Origin of the sequence: Streptomyces sp. NPDC002328 (assembly GCF_042890065.1) — a bacterium.
Classification (GTDB): domain Bacteria; phylum Actinomycetota; class Actinomycetes; order Streptomycetales; family Streptomycetaceae; genus Streptomyces.
Genome location: NZ_JBIARQ010000001.1, coordinates 677,048 through 692,011 on the forward strand (window position 1 = coordinate 677,048; position 14,964 = coordinate 692,011).

A 14,964-nucleotide genomic window follows, 5' to 3' on the forward strand; every position below is an offset into this window, starting at 1 on the left:
ATTTCGTACGAACCCTTCACAAAGAGCCGCCGGGCCCCGCGGCGCTCCCCTGCCCCATGGCGTGGACCACACCCGTCACGCGATACTGCCGCCGTCCCGCGCCACGCGCCCCACAGCGACGGAAGGACCACGCCCCCGTGCACTCGACTCCCCCGCGTCCCCCGCGATTTCGCGTCCCGCGCCTGCGCGCCGGCGTCCTCGGCATGGCCCTGGCGGCCTGTCTCGCGGCCCCGGTCCCGGCCGCCGCGACCGCAGCCGACGCCGCGCCAGCGCCCGCACTCGCACCCACCGTCGAAGAGCAGCGGCTCGACCGGGCCGTCCCCCAGGAGATACTCGCGGCCTCCGGGTTCGACACGGCGGCCCCGCGGCTCGCGCGGCTGCTGGCGTCCGCCCGTTCCTACGCGCAGGCCCGCCGGGTCGTCGTGGGCGAGGGCTCGGCGCTGTGGCGGCGGGCGGTGGACCGGGCGCAGGGGCGCGGCCCCGCGGGCGGCGAGCTGAGCCGGGACGACGACCGGCCGCTGTACTGGGCCAGGCTGGGTCTGACGCGCGAACTGCGCACCTGGCAGCCCGGGTTCGGGCTGAGCGAGACGCGACGGGCGGCTCTGCTGGCCGAGTTGGAGCGCGCCTCGCGCGGCCAGGCCGACATCGCCCACCCCCCTGCCCGCAAGGGTCTGAAACGAGTCCTGGTCACCGGCTTCGACCCGTTCACCCTGGACCGTGACATCCGGATCTCCAACCCCTCCGGGGCGAGCGCGCTCGCGCTGGACGGCACGGTGATCGAGACGGCGGACGGGCCGGCCCGGGTGGAGACGGCCGTCTTCCCCGTGCGCTGGCGGGACTTCGCGGACGGCGCCGTGGAGCGCACGCTGCGCCCGCACCTGCGGCACGTGGACCTCTTCGCGACCGTCAGCCAGGGCCGTGTGGGCCGGTTCGACGTGGAGCGCACCAACGGGGCCTGGCGGGGCGGCTTCCCGGACAACGAGAACGTGAGCCGGACCGAGACGGTCCCGGTCGCCGACCCGGCCTCCCAGCCGCAGTGGACGACCACGACGCTGCCGTACGCGCGGATCGTGGCGGCGGGCACCGGGCCCTTCCCGGTCTACGACAACACCGGCGTGACGGAGATCCCGGCCGGCGGCGGCGAGCCCGTCGTACGGCCGGACGGGCCCACGCCGGGGTCGGCCGCGCGGGCCGGGGGCGGCGGGAACTACCTCTCCAACGAGATCGCCTACCGGGCCACCCTGCTGCGCGACCGGCTCGGGCTGCGCGACACCCTGCCGGGCGGCCATGTGCACACGCCCGTGCTCCAGTTCGGGGCCGGCAACACCGACCCGGCGACGGGCACGGTGACCGATCCGACGTTCGTGCGCAACCGGCTGGACATCGTCGCGCAGGTGCGGGCGATCGTGACGGCCGCGCTCGACGGGGCCGCCCGGTGACCGGGCGGTGACCGGGCGGGTCAGATCACAGGGGCTGTGACGCCGCGTCCGTCTCCTCGCGTTCGCCGTCCCCCACGCTCTCCTCGCCCAGCAGGTCCCGCGCCATGAGGGTCGCGCCCGCCACCGCGCCCGGCATCAGGAACACCGCCACGAACGGCACGATGAAGGCCACGCCCAGCGGTGTGCCGAAGCCCCAGACCAGGCGCTTGCGGGCGCGGAGCAGGGCGAGGCGGGCGCGCAGGTCGACGTTCCTGCGCTGGAGGGCGACGGCGGTGAGCTGCTCGGTGAGGAAGAAGCCGGTGACGAAGAAGCCGATCACCGGGACGACCGTCTGCCCGAGGAACGGGACGAACCCGAGGGCGAACAGCAGCACCGCCCACAGCAGCGCCCGCACCAGGATGCGCAGGCTGTCGCGGGCCGAGATCCACAGCTCGCGCCAGAGCGGCAGGCCCGACTCGGGGGCCGTGCCGTCGGGCGAGACGTCACGGTCGACGCGCTCGGAGAGGCTCTCGTAGAAGGGCTCCCCGATGAGCAGCGTGACCGCGGTGAAGGTCAGCACGGACAGGAGCAGGCCGAGGGCGAGCAGCACGACCGTGAGGAACCCGCGGAACAGGCCCCGCCAGGGGCTCGACCAGTCGTCGGCGAACGGTGTGGCCCACGCCGTGAAGTCGTCGCCCCACACCGCGAGCGCCACCAGCGCGCCCAGGTAGAGGACGAGCGTGATCAGCCCCGGCACCAGCCCGAACCCGTACTGCTTGCCGTGCCGGGCCACCCACCGCTGGCCCTCCATGAGGTACTTGAATCCGGCCCCGAGTTCTCGCATGGCCGAACTCTATCGGTCGTGCTCACATCACCCGCTGTAGGCCATCCGAGGTATCGGTGACACCAAGCCCCTCGTCACGCAGTTGAGTCGAACAGGTACACCTCGCCGTACCGATCCACGAAGCACGCGAGTACCCCCAGGTCGGGCAGGCTTTGATCACGATGGCACACGCAAGCAGCGGTCTGGTTGAGGAGAACGGATGACGCAGGAGATCCACGGCACGGTCGCGGACGGTTTCGAGGCGGTACGGGAGGAGTTCGCCACGTTCGTCGCGGAGGAGCGGCCCGGGTACGAGGGCCAGGTGTGTGCGTACGTGCACGGCCGCCGGGTCGTCGACCTGTGGGCCGGGGACGGCGCGGGCGTGGACTCCCTCTACGGCGTGTTCTCGTCCACGAAGGGCGCGGCGCACCTGGTGGCCGCGCTCCTCGTGCAGGACGGCACCCTGGAGCTGGACCGCAAGGTCACCTACTACTGGCCGGAGTTCGCGAGCGAGGGCAAGGGCGCGCTGACGCTGCGCGAACTGCTCGCCCACCGGGCGGGGGTGGTCGGCACGGACACCGGGTTCTCGCCGCAGGAGCTGGCCGACGACCGGCAGCTCGCCGAACGTCTCGCCGACCAGCGGCCGTTCTGGCGTCCGGGCACCGCCTTCGGCTATCACGGGCTGGTCATCGGGGCGCTCGTCGGCGAGGTCGTCCGCCGCGCGACCGGCCGCAGCCTCCAGGAGGTGTACGAGGAGCGGGTGCGCGCGCCGTACGGGCTGGACTTCTTCCTGGGGCTGCCGGCCCGGCACGAGCCGCGGTTCCGCAGCACGCAGCCGATGGCGCCGACGCCGGAGCAGCGGGCCCTCCTCGACCGGCTGGCCGGCGGGCCGCACTCGCTGTCCGCCATCGCCTTCAACCGTCACGCCGCCGAGCCGACCGACCTCGAACTCCTGCCGAACGATCCGCTGATCCGCGCCAAGGGCCCCGCCTCGGTGGGCGGGGTGGCCTCCGCGCGCGGGCTCGCGGGGATGTACGCGGCGGCGATCAGCGAGGTCGACGGGAAGGCGCCGCTGCTGAAGGAGGACACGGCGGCGGAGTTCGCGCAGTTCCACTCGACGGGGTACGACCTGGTGTCGCGGGCGCACAAGTCGTTCGGGCTGGGCTTCCAGGCGACGGCGGACACCTGGTACCCGTTCCTGGGCGTGGGCGCGTTCGGGCACAGCGGCGCGGCCGGCTCCCAGGCGTTCGCGGACCCGCGCAGCGGGCTGGCCTACGGGTACACGCGGCGGCGGTTCGCCTTCCCGGGCGGGGCGGCGCCGGAGAACACCCGGCTGGTGGCGGCGGCGCACCGGGCGGCGCTGGCGCTGGGCTGAGGGATGAACTGACGGCGAAGGCCGCACCCACGTCCAGGGGTGCGGCCTTCCGTCGTGTGCACGCGCGGGTGTGCGCTCGCGCTCGCTTCTGCGTCCGCCTAGAGCTTCACGATCATCTTGCCGGTGTTGTCGCCGCGCAGGACGCCGAGGAACGCCTCCAGGTTGTTCTCGATGCCCTCGACGACCGTCTCGCCGTACTTCAGCTCGCCGGAGCGGATCCAGGCGCCGACCTCCTGGACGAACTGCGGCTGGAGGTCGTAGTGGTCGCCGACGAGGAAGCCCTCGATGCGGCCGCGGGTCTGGATGAGCCGCGCGAGGTTCTTCGGGCCGGGCGCGGGCTCGGTGTTGTTGTAGACGGAGATCATGCCGCAGATCGCGATGCGCCCGCGCTCGTTGAGGGAGCCGATCGCGGCCTCCAGGTGGTCGCCGCCGACGTTGTCGAAGTAGACGTCGATCCCGTCGGGCGCGGCGGCGCGGAGCTGCTCGCCCACGGGGCCGTTCTTGTAGTTGAAGGCGGCGTCGAAGCCGTACTCCTCCACCAGCAGCTTGACCTTCTCGTCGGAGCCGGCCGAGCCGATGACCCGGGAGGCGCCCTTGAGCTTGGCGATCTGCCCGACCTGGCTGCCGACGGCGCCGGCCGCGCCCGACACGAACACCGCGTCGCCCTCCTTGAAGGAGGCGGTGCGCAGCAGTCCGGCGTAGGCGGTGAGGCCCGTCATGCCGAGGACGCCGAGGTAGGTGGAGAGCGGCGCGGTGTCGGGGTCGACCTTGATGGCCTGCTTGGCGTCGATGGTGGCGTACTCGCGCCAGCCGCCGAAGTGCAGGACGTGGTCGCCGACGGAGACGTTCTCGGCCTCGGAGGCGACGACCTCGCCGACGGCGCCGCCCTGCATGGCCTTGCCCAGCTCGAAGGGGGCGACATAGGACTTGGCGGCGCTCATGCGGCCACGCATGTACGGGTCGACGGAGAGGTACTCGTTGCGGACGAGCACCTGACCGGGGCCGGGCCGGCGGATCTCCGCCTCGGCCAGCTCGAAGTCCTCGGGCTTCGGCCAGCCGACGGGGCGGCTGAGCAGTCGCCACTCGCGGCCGGTGGAGGGAAGCGTGGGGGTGTCGGACATGGAGCCCTTCCTTACGTGCTGCGGCTCGATTGCTTCAGTACCTGAAACAACCATGCTCCTGAATATTTCATGGTGTCAAGTAACCGGGTACCCTGGATCGCATGTCCACACCTCAGCAGACCCGCCGACTCGACGCCCTCACCCTGGAGGTCGTCGAGCTGATCGGCGAGGTCGTGGCCCGCTATCACGCGGACTACGAGGAGGCCGCCGCCGTGCACGCCCTCACCGGCGCGCAGGCGAAACTGCTCGGTCTGCTCTCCCTGGAGCCGCTGCCCATGCGGAAGCTGGCCAACCGGCTGAAGTGCGAGCCGTCCAACGTGACCGGCATCGTCGACCGCCTGGAGGCCCGGGGCCTGGCGGAGCGCCGCCCCGACCCGGCCGACCGCCGGGTGAAACTGGCGGCGGCGACGGAGGAGGGACGCCGGGTGGCGAAGAGCCTGCGGGAGTCGCTGCGCTTCGCCAGCGAGCCGCTGGCCGGGCTCGCGGACGAGGAGCGCGAGGTGCTGCGGGTACTGCTGCGGCGCATGCTGGACCAGTGACGTCGTCCTGACGTCCCGAGGCTACGCCGCGCTCAGGTGCACCACCACAGGAACCGGTTGCACGTTTCCGACGGCGACGGGTCCGGGGCCGGCTTCGAGGTCGTCGGCGTGGCCGTCGGGGTCGGCTTGGCGGTGGGCGCCGTCCGGGAGTCGCGGGCGGGGGCGGAGGACGCGCCGGGGGCGGACGGCGCGTCGGAGTCCTCGTCCGTCGGCGTCGCCGTCGGCTCCGACTCGCTGGGCGAGGGCGAAGCGGAGGCCGAGGCGGAGGCGGAGGCGGAGGGGGTGGGCGAGGCCGTGGCGGGGGCGGTGCCGCTCGCCGCGTCCAGGGGGTCGGCCGTGACGTCCGGGGTGGCGGAGTCCTCGGCGATCGGGGTCTCGCCGCCGGCCGCAGCCGGGTTCGACCTGCCGGAGCCGGGGGCGTCGATGCCGAGTTCGGCGAGGCTCAGCGCGCCGGCCGCGAGGGCGAAGCCGGCGGTGATCAGCAGGGTCCTGCGCCGGCGTCTTCGGTGGACGGCGGCCTTGCGATCGCGACGACTCGCCTCGCCGTCGCCGACCGGTCCGCGACCCGCGCTCCGGGCCGTCCGGCCGCCCCGTCCCTGTTCCCGGCGGCGAGCGGCGCGCCCCTGCGAGGCGTCGGCCCCCGAGTCGGCCTCCACGTCGGCCCCATCCGCGGTCTCGACGTGCGGCTGGGACTGCGGCTCGTAAGGCTGCGGCTCGTACGTCTCCGGCGCGTGCGCGCGCGGCGGTTCGGCGGGTGCGCCGCACCCCGGGCAGGCGAGGGCGCCGTTGAGGTGCCGTCGGCACGGGAGGCAGTAGTCCATGACGCGGGAAGATTAAGTTCCCGGAGCGTGGCGTTCCTAGGTCTGCCTGTGAAAGTTGTGTGGTAAACCGAGCGCCCCGGTCGAAACCGTTATGCGTGCGACCCATTGACACCCCCCTCATACCGTCCTTACTGTCACGCCAGCATTTCGAACGTGTGACGAAATCTCGAACAGCTGAGGGGCAACTTCCGTGCGCATCACCGGAATCAGCACACACGTGGTCGGGACGCCCTGGCGCAACCTGACCTACGTCCAGGTGCACACCGACGAGGGCATCACGGGCGTCGGCGAGACCCGCATGCTGGGCCACACCGACGCGCTGATCGGGTATCTGAAGGAGGCCGAACAGAACCACATTCTCGGCTCCGACCCGTTCGCTGTCGAGGACCTCGTGCGCCGGATGAAGTACGGCGACTACGGCCGTGCGGGTGAGATCGTGATGTCCGGCATCGCGGTCGTCGAGATGGCCTGCTGGGACATCAAGGGCAAGGCCCTCGGGGTGCCGGTCTGGCAGCTGCTCGGCGGCAAGGTCACCGACAAGGTCAAGGCCTACGCCAACGGCTGGTACACCACCGAGCGGACCCCGGAGGCCTATCACAAGGCCGCCCAGGGGGTCATGGAGCGCGGGTACAAGGCGCTCAAGATCGACCCCTTCGGCACCGGGCACTTCGAGCTGGACCACCAGCAGAGCCTGTACGCCGTCTCCCTCATCGAGGCCGTGCGGGACGCCATCGGCCCGGACGCCGAGCTGATGCTGGAGATGCACGGCCGCTTCTCCCCCGCCACCGCCGTCCGCCTCGCCAAGGAGCTCGCGCCCTTCAAGCCGGCCTGGCTGGAGGAGCCCTGCCCGCCGGAGAACCTGAAGGCGCTGGAGAAGGTCGCCGCCAAGGTGGACGTCCCGGTGGCGACCGGCGAGCGCATCCACGACCGGATCGAGTTCCGCGAGCTCTTCGAGAGCCAGGCCGTCGACATCATCCAGCCGGACGTCGGCCACATCGGCGGCATCTGGGAGACCCGCAAGCTCGCGGCGACCGCCGAGACGCACTACGTGCTCGTCGCCCCGCACAACGTGGGCGGGCCGGTGCTGACCGCCGCCTCCCTCCAAGTGGGCTTCACCTCCCCCAACTTCAAGATCCTGGAGCACTTCAACGACTTCGCGGACGCGGAGATCAAGAAGGTCGTCAAGGGCGCCCCCGAGGTCGTCGACGGCTACTTCCACCTCTCCGACGCGCCCGGTCTCGGCGTCGAGCTGGACGTGGACGCCGCCGCCGAGTTCCCGCAGCAGCAGGCCCGCTTCGACCTGTGGGCCGAGGGCTGGGAGCAGCGCAAGCCGAAGGGCGACCGGAAGTGAGCACCGCCGTCGTCGTCGAGGCGCCCGGCGAGCACCGGCTCGTCGCGCACACGCCGCGCGAGCCGGGCCCCGGCGAGGCGCTCGTACGGGTCCACGCGGTCGGCATCTGCGGCAGCGACCGCGAGGTGTACCAGGGCAACCGGCCCGAGGGGTACGTCCGTTACCCGCTCACCCCCGGCCACGAGTGGTCGGGGACGGTGCAGGCGGTGGGCGCCGGGGTGCCGGAGTCCCTGGTCGGCCGGAAGGTCGTCGGCGAGGGCTTCCGCAACTGCCAGGTCTGCGACCGCTGCCACGCCGGCGAGACGACGCTGTGCACGGACGGCTACGAGGAGACCGGCTTCACCCAGCCCGGGGCGATGGCCGCCACCCTCACCCTGCCGGCCCGGCTGCTGCATGTGCTGCCGGAGGCCGCCGACCTGACCGCCGCCGCCCTGCTGGAGCCGGCCGCCTGCATCGCGGCCGCCGCCCTCAAGGCGCACGCCCTGCCGGGTGAGAAGGTCGCCGTCGTCGGCACCGGGACGCTGGGCATGTTCGCCGTCCAGTTCCTGCGGGCCGGCTCGCCGGCCGAGCTGCTGGTCGTCGGCACCCGCGGCGACCGCGAGGCGCTCTCGCGGCAGTTCGGGGCCACGGACTTCCGCACCCGGGACCAGGAGCTGCCCGACGACTTCGACGTGGTGATCGAGACCGCGGGGTCCGCCTCCGCCGCGCGCACCGCCGCCTCGCTGCTCAGGCGCGGCGGGCGGCTGGTCCTGACGGGCATCCCCGCGCCGGGCGCCGACGGTCTCGACCCGACGGACCTGGTCGTACGGCAGCTGGAGGTGCACTCCGTCTTCGGGGCGCCGCCGGACGCCTGGTCGCACACCGTGCGGGTGTTCGGGGCCGGGCTGCTGGATCCGCTGCCGCTGGTCACGCACGAGCTGCCGCTCACGGAGTTCCCCGAGGCGATCGAACTCGTGGGCTCCGGCGACCCGAAGGTGGGCAAGGTGCTGCTCCGGCCGTAGGACACCCCCAGCCGCACGCCGGCACGGGGGCGACCTGACGGTCTCCGTGCCGGCGTGCTCACCAGCCCTTCACGCCTTGAGCCGCGAACCTCGTCCGATATCTCGAACACGAAGGACAGCCTTGTGACCACCGACGCTTCCGCCACGGCGGCCCGCCGACCCGGTGAGCGGGCGCTCGCCGCGCTCGGCCTGGACGCGCCCGCCCTCGACCCCGCCGACGCCTCCGCCCACAGCTTCCCGGGCGGCGGCCGCTGGCGCACCGAGATCCCCTCGTGCGAGGGTCCCGAGGCGCTGGCCGTCGTCCTGAAGGAAGCCTCGCGGCTCGATGTGCCGATCCACCGGATCAGCCAGGGCAGCGGCGTGTGGATGCTGACCGACGCCGAGATCACCGAGATGGTCGACGCGACCGCCGAACGCGGCATCGAGCTCTGCCTGTTCACCGGTCCGCGCGGCACCTGGGACATCGGCGGCTCCACCCGGACCGACTCGCGCGGCGCGGGGCTGCGGGCCCGCGGACACGACGCCGTCGCCGGCTGCGTCGAAGACGCCGTGCGGGCGACGGAGTTGGGCGTGCAGTGCCTGCTCGTCGCCGACGAGGGCGTGCTGTGGACGCTGCACCGGGCGCGGGAGGCCGGGATCATCCCGGCCGACACCACGCTCAAGGTGTCGGCGCTGATCGGCCCCGTCAACCCGGCCTCGTACGCGGTGTACGAGCGGCTGGGCGCGGACTCGGTCAACGTGCCCAGCGATCTGACGCTGGATCATCTCACCGAGATCCGGCGGGTGTCGGGCGCTCCCATGGACATGTACATCGAAGCGCCCGACGACCTCGGCGGGTACGTGCGGATGTACGAGGTGGCCGAGCTGATCCGGCGCGGCGCACCGCTCTACCTGAAGTTCGGCCTGTCGAAGACGCCCGGCATCTATCCCTACGGGCAGCACCTGCGGGATCTGACGCTGTCCACCGCCAAGGAGCGGGTGCGGCGCGGACGGCTGGCCCTGGACCTGCTCGCCCGGCACGGAGCCGACGGCGACATGGCTCCGCTGGGCTCGCGGCTCCCCGGTTCGCTGAGACGGTTCGAAACGTCCGCATAACGTTCCGGACACACCGCACACGAAGGCTTCACAGAAGCCGACGCAGCCGAACAGAATCCCACACGCGCATTTCCTCGGCTCCACGGCACCGCATCCGGGCCTCTCCACCCCGCGGAGCCCGCACCCTCACTCACCACATCAAGGATGATGACCATGCGTACTCGCAGAGCCGCCCTCACCGCCATCGCCGGAGCAGCCTCCCTCGCCCTCACCCTCTCCGCCTGCGGCCAGAGCGGCGAGGGCGGCAGCGAGGAGAAGTCGGGCGACACCAAGGGCGCCACCATCGGCATCGCGATGCCGACCAAGTCCTCCGAGCGCTGGATCTCCGACGGCAACAACGTCGTCAAGGAGCTCGAGGCCAAGGGCTACAAGACCAAGCTGGTCTACGGCGAGGACAAGCCCGACCAGCAGGTCTCGCAGATCGAGAACCTGATCGCCCAGGGCGTCAAGGCGCTGATCATCGCGGCGATCGACAACAAGTCGCTCGACAACGTGCTCCAGCAGGCCAAGGACGCGAAGATCCCGGTCATCTCCTACGACCGTCTCATCCTCAACAGCCCGAACGTCGACTACTACGCGTCGTTCGACAACGAGAAGGTCGGCCAGCTCCAGGCCAACTACATCGCCGACAAGCTCGGCCTGAAGTCGGGCAAGGGCCCCTTCAACATCGAGCTGTTCGCCGGCTCCAACGACGACAACAACACCAAGTACTTCTTCAACGGCGCGATGAGCGTGCTCCAGCCGTACATCGACAGCAAGAAGCTCGTCGTCCGGTCCGGGCAGACCCAGCTCACCCAGGTCACCACCCTGCGCTGGGACGGCGCCACCGCCCAGCGCCGCATGGACGACGTCCTGACCAGCTCCTACAAGAGCGAGCGGGTCGACGCGGTCCTCTCGCCCTACGACGGCATCTCCATCGGCATCCTGTCCGCCCTGAAGTCCGACGGCTACGGCACCGCCGCCAAGCCGCTGCCGGTCCTCACCGGCCAGGACGCCGAGCTCGCCTCGGTGAAGTCGATCATCGCGGGCCAGCAGACGCAGACCGTCTTCAAGGACCTCCGCCAGCTCGCCAAGGTCGCCTCGAACATGGTCGACGCGTCCCTGAACAACAAGAAGCCCGAGGTCAACGACACCAAGACCTACGACAACGGCACCAAGGTCGTCCCCGCCTACCTGCTCCAGCCGGTGAGCGTCGACAAGGCCAACTACGAGGAGATCCTGGTCAAGGGCGGCATCTACACCGCCGACAAGCTCAAGTAACCGCCGGCGAACGTCACAACGCCCGTCTAGAAAACGGATTGGAAGGCACGACCATGGCGGGACCCGTCCTGGAAATGCGCTCGATCGTCAAGACCTTTCCCGGCGTCAAAGCGCTGTCGGACGTCACGCTGACCGTCCGTCAGGGCGAGGTCCACGCCATCTGCGGGGAGAACGGCGCCGGCAAGTCCACACTGATGAAGGTGCTCTCCGGCGTCCACCCGCACGGCTCCTACGAGGGCGAGATCCTCTTCGAGGGCGAGCTCTGCGGCTTCAAGGACATCCGGGCCAGCGAGCAGCACGGCATCGTGATCATCCACCAGGAGCTGGCGCTGGTGCCGTACCTCTCCCTCGCGGAGAACATCTTCCTCGGCAACGAGCACGCCAAGCGCGGGCTCATCGACTGGCGGGAGACCCTGCGGCACGCCTCGGAGCTGCTGCGCCGGGTCGGTCTGAACGACCACCCCGAGACCCGCGTCGCCGACATCGGCGTGGGCAAGCAGCAGCTCGTGGAGATCGCCAAGGCGCTGTCGAAGGAGGTGAAGCTGCTCATCCTCGACGAGCCGACCGCGGCTCTGAACGACGAGGACAGCGGCAAACTCCTCGATCTGATCCTGGAGTTGAAGAACCAGGGCATCACCTCGATCATCATCTCCCACAAGCTCAACGAGATCCGCCGGGTCGCCGACTCGGTGACGATCATCCGCGACGGGAAGTCCATCGAGACCCTCGACGTGAAGTCCGAGGAGACCACCGAGGACCGGATCATCTCGGGCATGGTCGGCCGCGACCTCGACCACCGCTTCCCCGAGCGCACCCCGCACGAGCCGGAGGAGGGCGCGGCCCCGGCCCTGGAGATCCGCAACTGGACCGTGAGCCACCCGATCGACCAGCAGCGCAAGGTGGTCGACGACGTGTCGATCCAGGTGCGCCGCGGGGAGATCGTCGGCATCGCGGGCCTGATGGGCGCCGGCCGCACCGAGCTCGCGATGAGCGTCTTCGGGCGGACGTACGGCCGGCACGCGAGCGGCACGGTCCTCAAGGACGGCAAGGAGATCCGCACCAAGTCCGTCGCGGAGGCGATCGGACACGGCATCGCCTATGTCACCGAGGACCGCAAGCACTACGGCCTCAACCTCATCGACACCATCAACCGGAACATCTCGCTGACCGCCCTGGGCAAGGTCGCCAAGCGCGGTGTGGTCGACGAGCACGAGGAGCGGCAGGTCTCCGAGCGCTACCGCAAGTCCATGAACATCAAGGCGCCCACGGTGTTCGAGCCGGTGGGCAAGCTGTCCGGCGGCAACCAGCAGAAGGTCGTCCTCAGCAAGTGGATCTTCGCGGGTCCGGACGTGCTGATCCTGGACGAGCCCACGCGCGGCATCGACGTCGGCGCCAAGTACGAGATCTACACGGTCATCGACAAGCTGGCCGCGGAGGGCAAGGCGGTCGTCTTCATCTCCTCCGAGCTGCCGGAGCTGCTCGGCATGTGCGACCGCATCTACACGATGGCCGCAGGGCGGCTGACCGGTGAGTTCCCGCGTGCCGAGGCCACGCAGGAATCGCTGATGCGTCAGATGACGAAGGACAAAGAGGTAACCCGATGAGCACGGATGTGACCGCCAAGAGCCCGGCCCCCGCGCCGCCCGGCAAGAGCGGGGGCGCGGCGGGCGGGGGCCTGCTCCAGCTGATGCTGGACGGCTTGCGCCGCAACATGCGGCAGTACGGCATGCTGATCGCCCTCGGTCTGATCGTGGCGCTGTTCGCCGTGTGGACCGACGGCGACCTGCTGCTGCCGCGCAACGTGTCCAACCTGGTGCTCCAGAACAGCTACATCCTGATCCTCGCGATCGGCATGATGCTGGTGATCATCGCCGGGCACATCGACCTGTCGGTCGGCTCACTGACGGCGTTCGTCGGGGCCTTCGCGGCCGTGCTGACCGTGCAGCACGACGTCTCCTGGCCGGTCGCCGTGGTGCTCTGCCTGCTGGTGGGCGCGGTGGCGGGGTCGATCCAGGGCTTCTTCATCGCCTATCTCGGCATACCGTCGTTCATCGTCACCCTCGCCGGCATGCTCACCTTCCGCGGCGTCACCGAGATCCTGCTGGAGGGGCAGACCCTCGGCCCGTTCCCCGAGGGCCTCCAGAAGATCGGCAACGGCTTCCTGCCGGAGACCGGCCCGGAGACCAACTACCACAACCTCACGCTGCTGCTGGGCATCGTCCTGATCGTCTTCGTGGTCCTCCAGGAGGTCCGCGACCGCAAGCGGCAGCGGGAGTTCTCGCTGGACGTGCTGCCGAACAACATCTTCGTGCTGAAGCTGGTCGCGATCGTCTCGGCGCTGCTCGTCGTCACCATGCTGCTCGCCAGCTACAAGGGCGCCCCGATCGTCCTGATCATCCTCGGTGTGCTGGTGGTCGGTTACGGCTACATCATGCGCAACTCGATCTTCGGCCGGCACATCTACGCGATCGGCGGCAACCTGCCGGCGGCGAAGCTGTCCGGCGTCAAGGACAAGAAGGTCACCTTCTACGTCTTCCTGAACATGGGCGTGCTCGCGGCCCTGGCGGGTCTGGTGGTCGCCGCCCGCCTCAACGCGGCCTCTCCGAAGGCGGGCCTGAACTACGAACTCGAGGCGATCGCCTCGGCGTTCATCGGCGGCGCGTCCATGAGCGGCGGTGTGGGCACCGTCCTCGGCGCGATCATCGGCGGCCTCGTCCTCGGTGTGCTCAACAACGGCATGAACCTCCTCAGCGTCGGCACCGACTGGCAGCAGGTCATCAAGGGCCTCGCCCTGCTGGCCGCGGTCGGGTTCGACGTGTGGAACAAGCGCAAGTCCGGTTCGTAAGCAAACGCTCCGCTGGGCAGGCCGTACGCAGACTGCGGGCCGCACATGGCCGGCCGCGCAGTTCCCCGCGCCCCCTGGGGGCGCGGGGCCCAGCGGGCGTCTCCAACTCCCCTCTCTGGAGCCGCTAGATGGAACTGAACAGACGCACGGTCATCGCGGGAGCCGCGGCCGCGGGCATAGCCGCCACCGCCCTCGGCGGCACCGCCGAGGCCGCCTCCGGCGGCAGGAAGCCGTCGAAGAAGCTCTTCGGCGAGCTCGCCGACGGCACGAAGGTCCACCTCTGGTCCCTCGCCAACGGCGGGACGAAGCTCAAGGTCCTCGACTACGGCGGCATCGTCCAGTCCCTGGAGATCCCCGACCGGCGCGGCCGGTACGCCAACGTCTCCCTGGGCTTCGACAACATTGAGGACTACGTCGCCAAGTCCCCCTACTTCGGGGCGCTGATCGGCCGCTACGGCAACCGCATCGGCAAGGGGCAGTTCACCCTCGACGGCAAGGCCTACCAGGTCGACGTCAACGACGGCGCGAACAGCCTGCACGGCGGCGCCAAGGGCTTCGACAAGCACGTGTGGAACGTCGAGCCGTTCACCAAGGGCTCCGACGTCGGCCTGTACCTGCGCTACACCAGCGTCGACGGGGAGATGGGCTACCCGGGCACGCTGAAGGTGAAGGTCACCTACACCCTCACCCGGCACGGCGACTGGCGCGTGGACTACGAGGCCACCACCGACAAGGCCACCGTCGTCAACCTCACCAGCCACGTCTACTGGAACCTCGCCGGCGAGTCCAGCGGCACGATCTACGACCACGAGCTGGAGATCGACGCCGCCCGCTACACGCCCGTCGACTCGGGCCTGATCCCCACCGGCGAGCTGGCGAAGGTCGCGGGCACCCCCTTCGACTTCCGCCGCGCCAAGACCGTCGGCGAGGACATCCGCGTCGCCCACCAGCAACTGCTGTACGGCCAGGGCCTCGACCACAACTGGGTCCTCGACAAGGGCATCACCTCCCGGCCGGCCCCGGTGGCGACCCTGCGCGACCCGTCCTCCGGCCGCTCCCTGACGATCTCCACCACCGAGCCCGGACTCCAGTTCTACTCCGGGAACTTCCTCGACGGCACGCTCGTCGGCACCGGTGGGACCGTCTACCGCCAGGGCGACGGCCTGTGCCTGGAGACGCAGCACTACCCGGACTCGCCGAACAAGCCCGGCTTCCCGTCGACGGTGCTGCGGCCCGGTCAGACCTACCGGACGACGACGATCCACTCGTTCGACTCCTGACGCTCTTTCACAGGGGGCGCACAAGTTCACACCGA

General features: G+C 70.6%; 13 protein-coding genes. 10 read left to right on the forward strand and 3 right to left on the reverse strand.

Annotated features, from left to right (window positions below; all coding sequences use genetic code 11):
• The first annotated feature begins 203 nt into the window (after positions 1-203).
• Positions 204-1,439, forward strand: coding sequence for a pyroglutamyl peptidase (locus ACFYX4_RS03075; protein ID WP_389326709.1), 1,236 nt, complete (start codon positions 204-206; stop codon positions 1,437-1,439).
• 25 nt (positions 1,440-1,464) lie between these two features.
• Here the strand turns inward: ACFYX4_RS03075 and ACFYX4_RS03080 are convergent, their stop codons facing one another.
• Entirely contained in the window at positions 1,465-2,262 is a 798-nt protein-coding gene (locus ACFYX4_RS03080; RefSeq protein ID WP_389324832.1) for an EI24 domain-containing protein, read from the reverse strand.
• A 199-nt stretch (positions 2,263-2,461) separates the two neighbouring features.
• On the opposite strand from ACFYX4_RS03080, the gene ACFYX4_RS03085 reads away from it, so the two are divergent.
• Positions 2,462-3,616, forward strand: coding sequence for a serine hydrolase domain-containing protein (locus ACFYX4_RS03085; protein WP_389324836.1), 1,155 nt, complete (start codon positions 2,462-2,464; stop codon positions 3,614-3,616).
• A gap of 98 nt (positions 3,617-3,714) precedes the next feature.
• On the opposite strand, the gene ACFYX4_RS03090 is transcribed toward ACFYX4_RS03085, so the two are convergent.
• Complete coding sequence (locus ACFYX4_RS03090; RefSeq protein ID WP_389324839.1) at positions 3,715-4,737, reverse strand: NADP-dependent oxidoreductase; 1,023 nt, start codon at positions 4,735-4,737, stop codon at positions 3,715-3,717.
• A 101-nt stretch (positions 4,738-4,838) separates the two neighbouring features.
• Between ACFYX4_RS03090 and ACFYX4_RS03095 the strand changes: the two genes are divergently transcribed.
• Positions 4,839-5,276, forward strand: a complete 438-nt coding sequence (locus ACFYX4_RS03095) for a MarR family winged helix-turn-helix transcriptional regulator (protein ID WP_389324842.1) — start codon at positions 4,839-4,841, stop codon at positions 5,274-5,276.
• Positions 5,277-5,308: 32 nt separating this feature from the next.
• On the opposite strand, the gene ACFYX4_RS03100 is transcribed toward ACFYX4_RS03095, so the two are convergent.
• Entirely contained in the window at positions 5,309-6,097 is a 789-nt protein-coding gene (locus ACFYX4_RS03100) for a hypothetical protein (RefSeq protein WP_389324846.1), read from the reverse strand.
• Between the two features lie 190 nt (positions 6,098-6,287).
• Here ACFYX4_RS03100 and ACFYX4_RS03105 point away from each other — a divergent pair, with 190 nt between their 5' ends.
• From ACFYX4_RS03105 to ACFYX4_RS03135, 7 genes are all read left to right on the forward strand, one after another.
• Positions 6,288-7,448, forward strand: coding sequence for a mandelate racemase/muconate lactonizing enzyme family protein (locus tag ACFYX4_RS03105; RefSeq protein ID WP_389324849.1), 1,161 nt, complete (start codon positions 6,288-6,290; stop codon positions 7,446-7,448).
• Positions 7,445-8,449: a zinc-binding dehydrogenase gene (locus tag ACFYX4_RS03110; protein ID WP_389324852.1), complete on the forward strand. Its 1,005-nt coding sequence runs from the start codon at positions 7,445-7,447 to the stop codon at positions 8,447-8,449. The genes ACFYX4_RS03105 and ACFYX4_RS03110 overlap by 4 nt, the downstream gene beginning before the upstream one ends.
• A 123-nt stretch (positions 8,450-8,572) precedes the next feature.
• Entirely contained in the window at positions 8,573-9,544 is a 972-nt protein-coding gene (locus tag ACFYX4_RS03115) for a hypothetical protein (RefSeq protein ID WP_389324855.1), read from the forward strand.
• Between the two features lie 153 nt (positions 9,545-9,697).
• On the forward strand, positions 9,698-10,804 hold the full coding sequence (chvE, locus tag ACFYX4_RS03120; RefSeq protein WP_389324858.1) for a multiple monosaccharide ABC transporter substrate-binding protein: 1,107 nt from the start codon (positions 9,698-9,700) through the stop codon (positions 10,802-10,804).
• Positions 10,805-10,857: 53 nt separating this feature from the next.
• Positions 10,858-12,408, forward strand: a complete 1,551-nt coding sequence (gene mmsA, locus ACFYX4_RS03125; protein ID WP_389324861.1) for a multiple monosaccharide ABC transporter ATP-binding protein — start codon at positions 10,858-10,860, stop codon at positions 12,406-12,408.
• Positions 12,405-13,649 (forward strand): multiple monosaccharide ABC transporter permease, encoded by a 1,245-nt coding sequence (gene mmsB / locus ACFYX4_RS03130; protein ID WP_389324864.1) that lies wholly within the window; start codon positions 12,405-12,407, stop codon positions 13,647-13,649. Before mmsA ends, mmsB begins: the two co-directional genes overlap by 4 nt.
• A gap of 128 nt (positions 13,650-13,777) precedes the next feature.
• Positions 13,778-14,929 carry an aldose epimerase family protein gene (locus ACFYX4_RS03135; protein WP_389324867.1) on the forward strand — a complete coding sequence of 384 codons (1,152 nt, stop codon included), beginning with the start codon at positions 13,778-13,780 and terminating at the stop codon, positions 14,927-14,929.
• Positions 14,930-14,964 lie beyond the last annotated feature (35 nt).

Bases quoted from the DNA above. Each gene is read 5' to 3' on its own strand.
- ACFYX4_RS03135 (WP_389324867.1), top strand. From the start codon at position 13,778: ATGGAACTGAACAGACGCACGGTCATCGCGGGAGCCGCGGCCGCGGGC.
- ACFYX4_RS03085 (WP_389324836.1), top strand. From the start codon at position 2,462: ATGACGCAGGAGATCCACGGCACGGTCGCGGACGGTTTCGAGGCGGTA.
- mmsB (WP_389324864.1), top strand. From the start codon at position 12,405: ATGAGCACGGATGTGACCGCCAAGAGCCCGGCCCCCGCGCCGCCCGGC.
- ACFYX4_RS03080 (WP_389324832.1), bottom strand. From the start codon at position 2,262: ATGCGAGAACTCGGGGCCGGATTCAAGTACCTCATGGAGGGCCAGCGG.
- ACFYX4_RS03095 (WP_389324842.1), top strand. From the start codon at position 4,839: ATGTCCACACCTCAGCAGACCCGCCGACTCGACGCCCTCACCCTGGAG.
- ACFYX4_RS03075 (WP_389326709.1), top strand. From the start codon at position 204: ATGGCCCTGGCGGCCTGTCTCGCGGCCCCGGTCCCGGCCGCCGCGACC.
- ACFYX4_RS03100 (WP_389324846.1), bottom strand. From the start codon at position 6,097: ATGGACTACTGCCTCCCGTGCCGACGGCACCTCAACGGCGCCCTCGCC.
- mmsA (WP_389324861.1), top strand. From the start codon at position 10,858: ATGGCGGGACCCGTCCTGGAAATGCGCTCGATCGTCAAGACCTTTCCC.
- ACFYX4_RS03090 (WP_389324839.1), bottom strand. From the start codon at position 4,737: ATGTCCGACACCCCCACGCTTCCCTCCACCGGCCGCGAGTGGCGACTG.
- chvE (WP_389324858.1), top strand. From the start codon at position 9,698: ATGCGTACTCGCAGAGCCGCCCTCACCGCCATCGCCGGAGCAGCCTCC.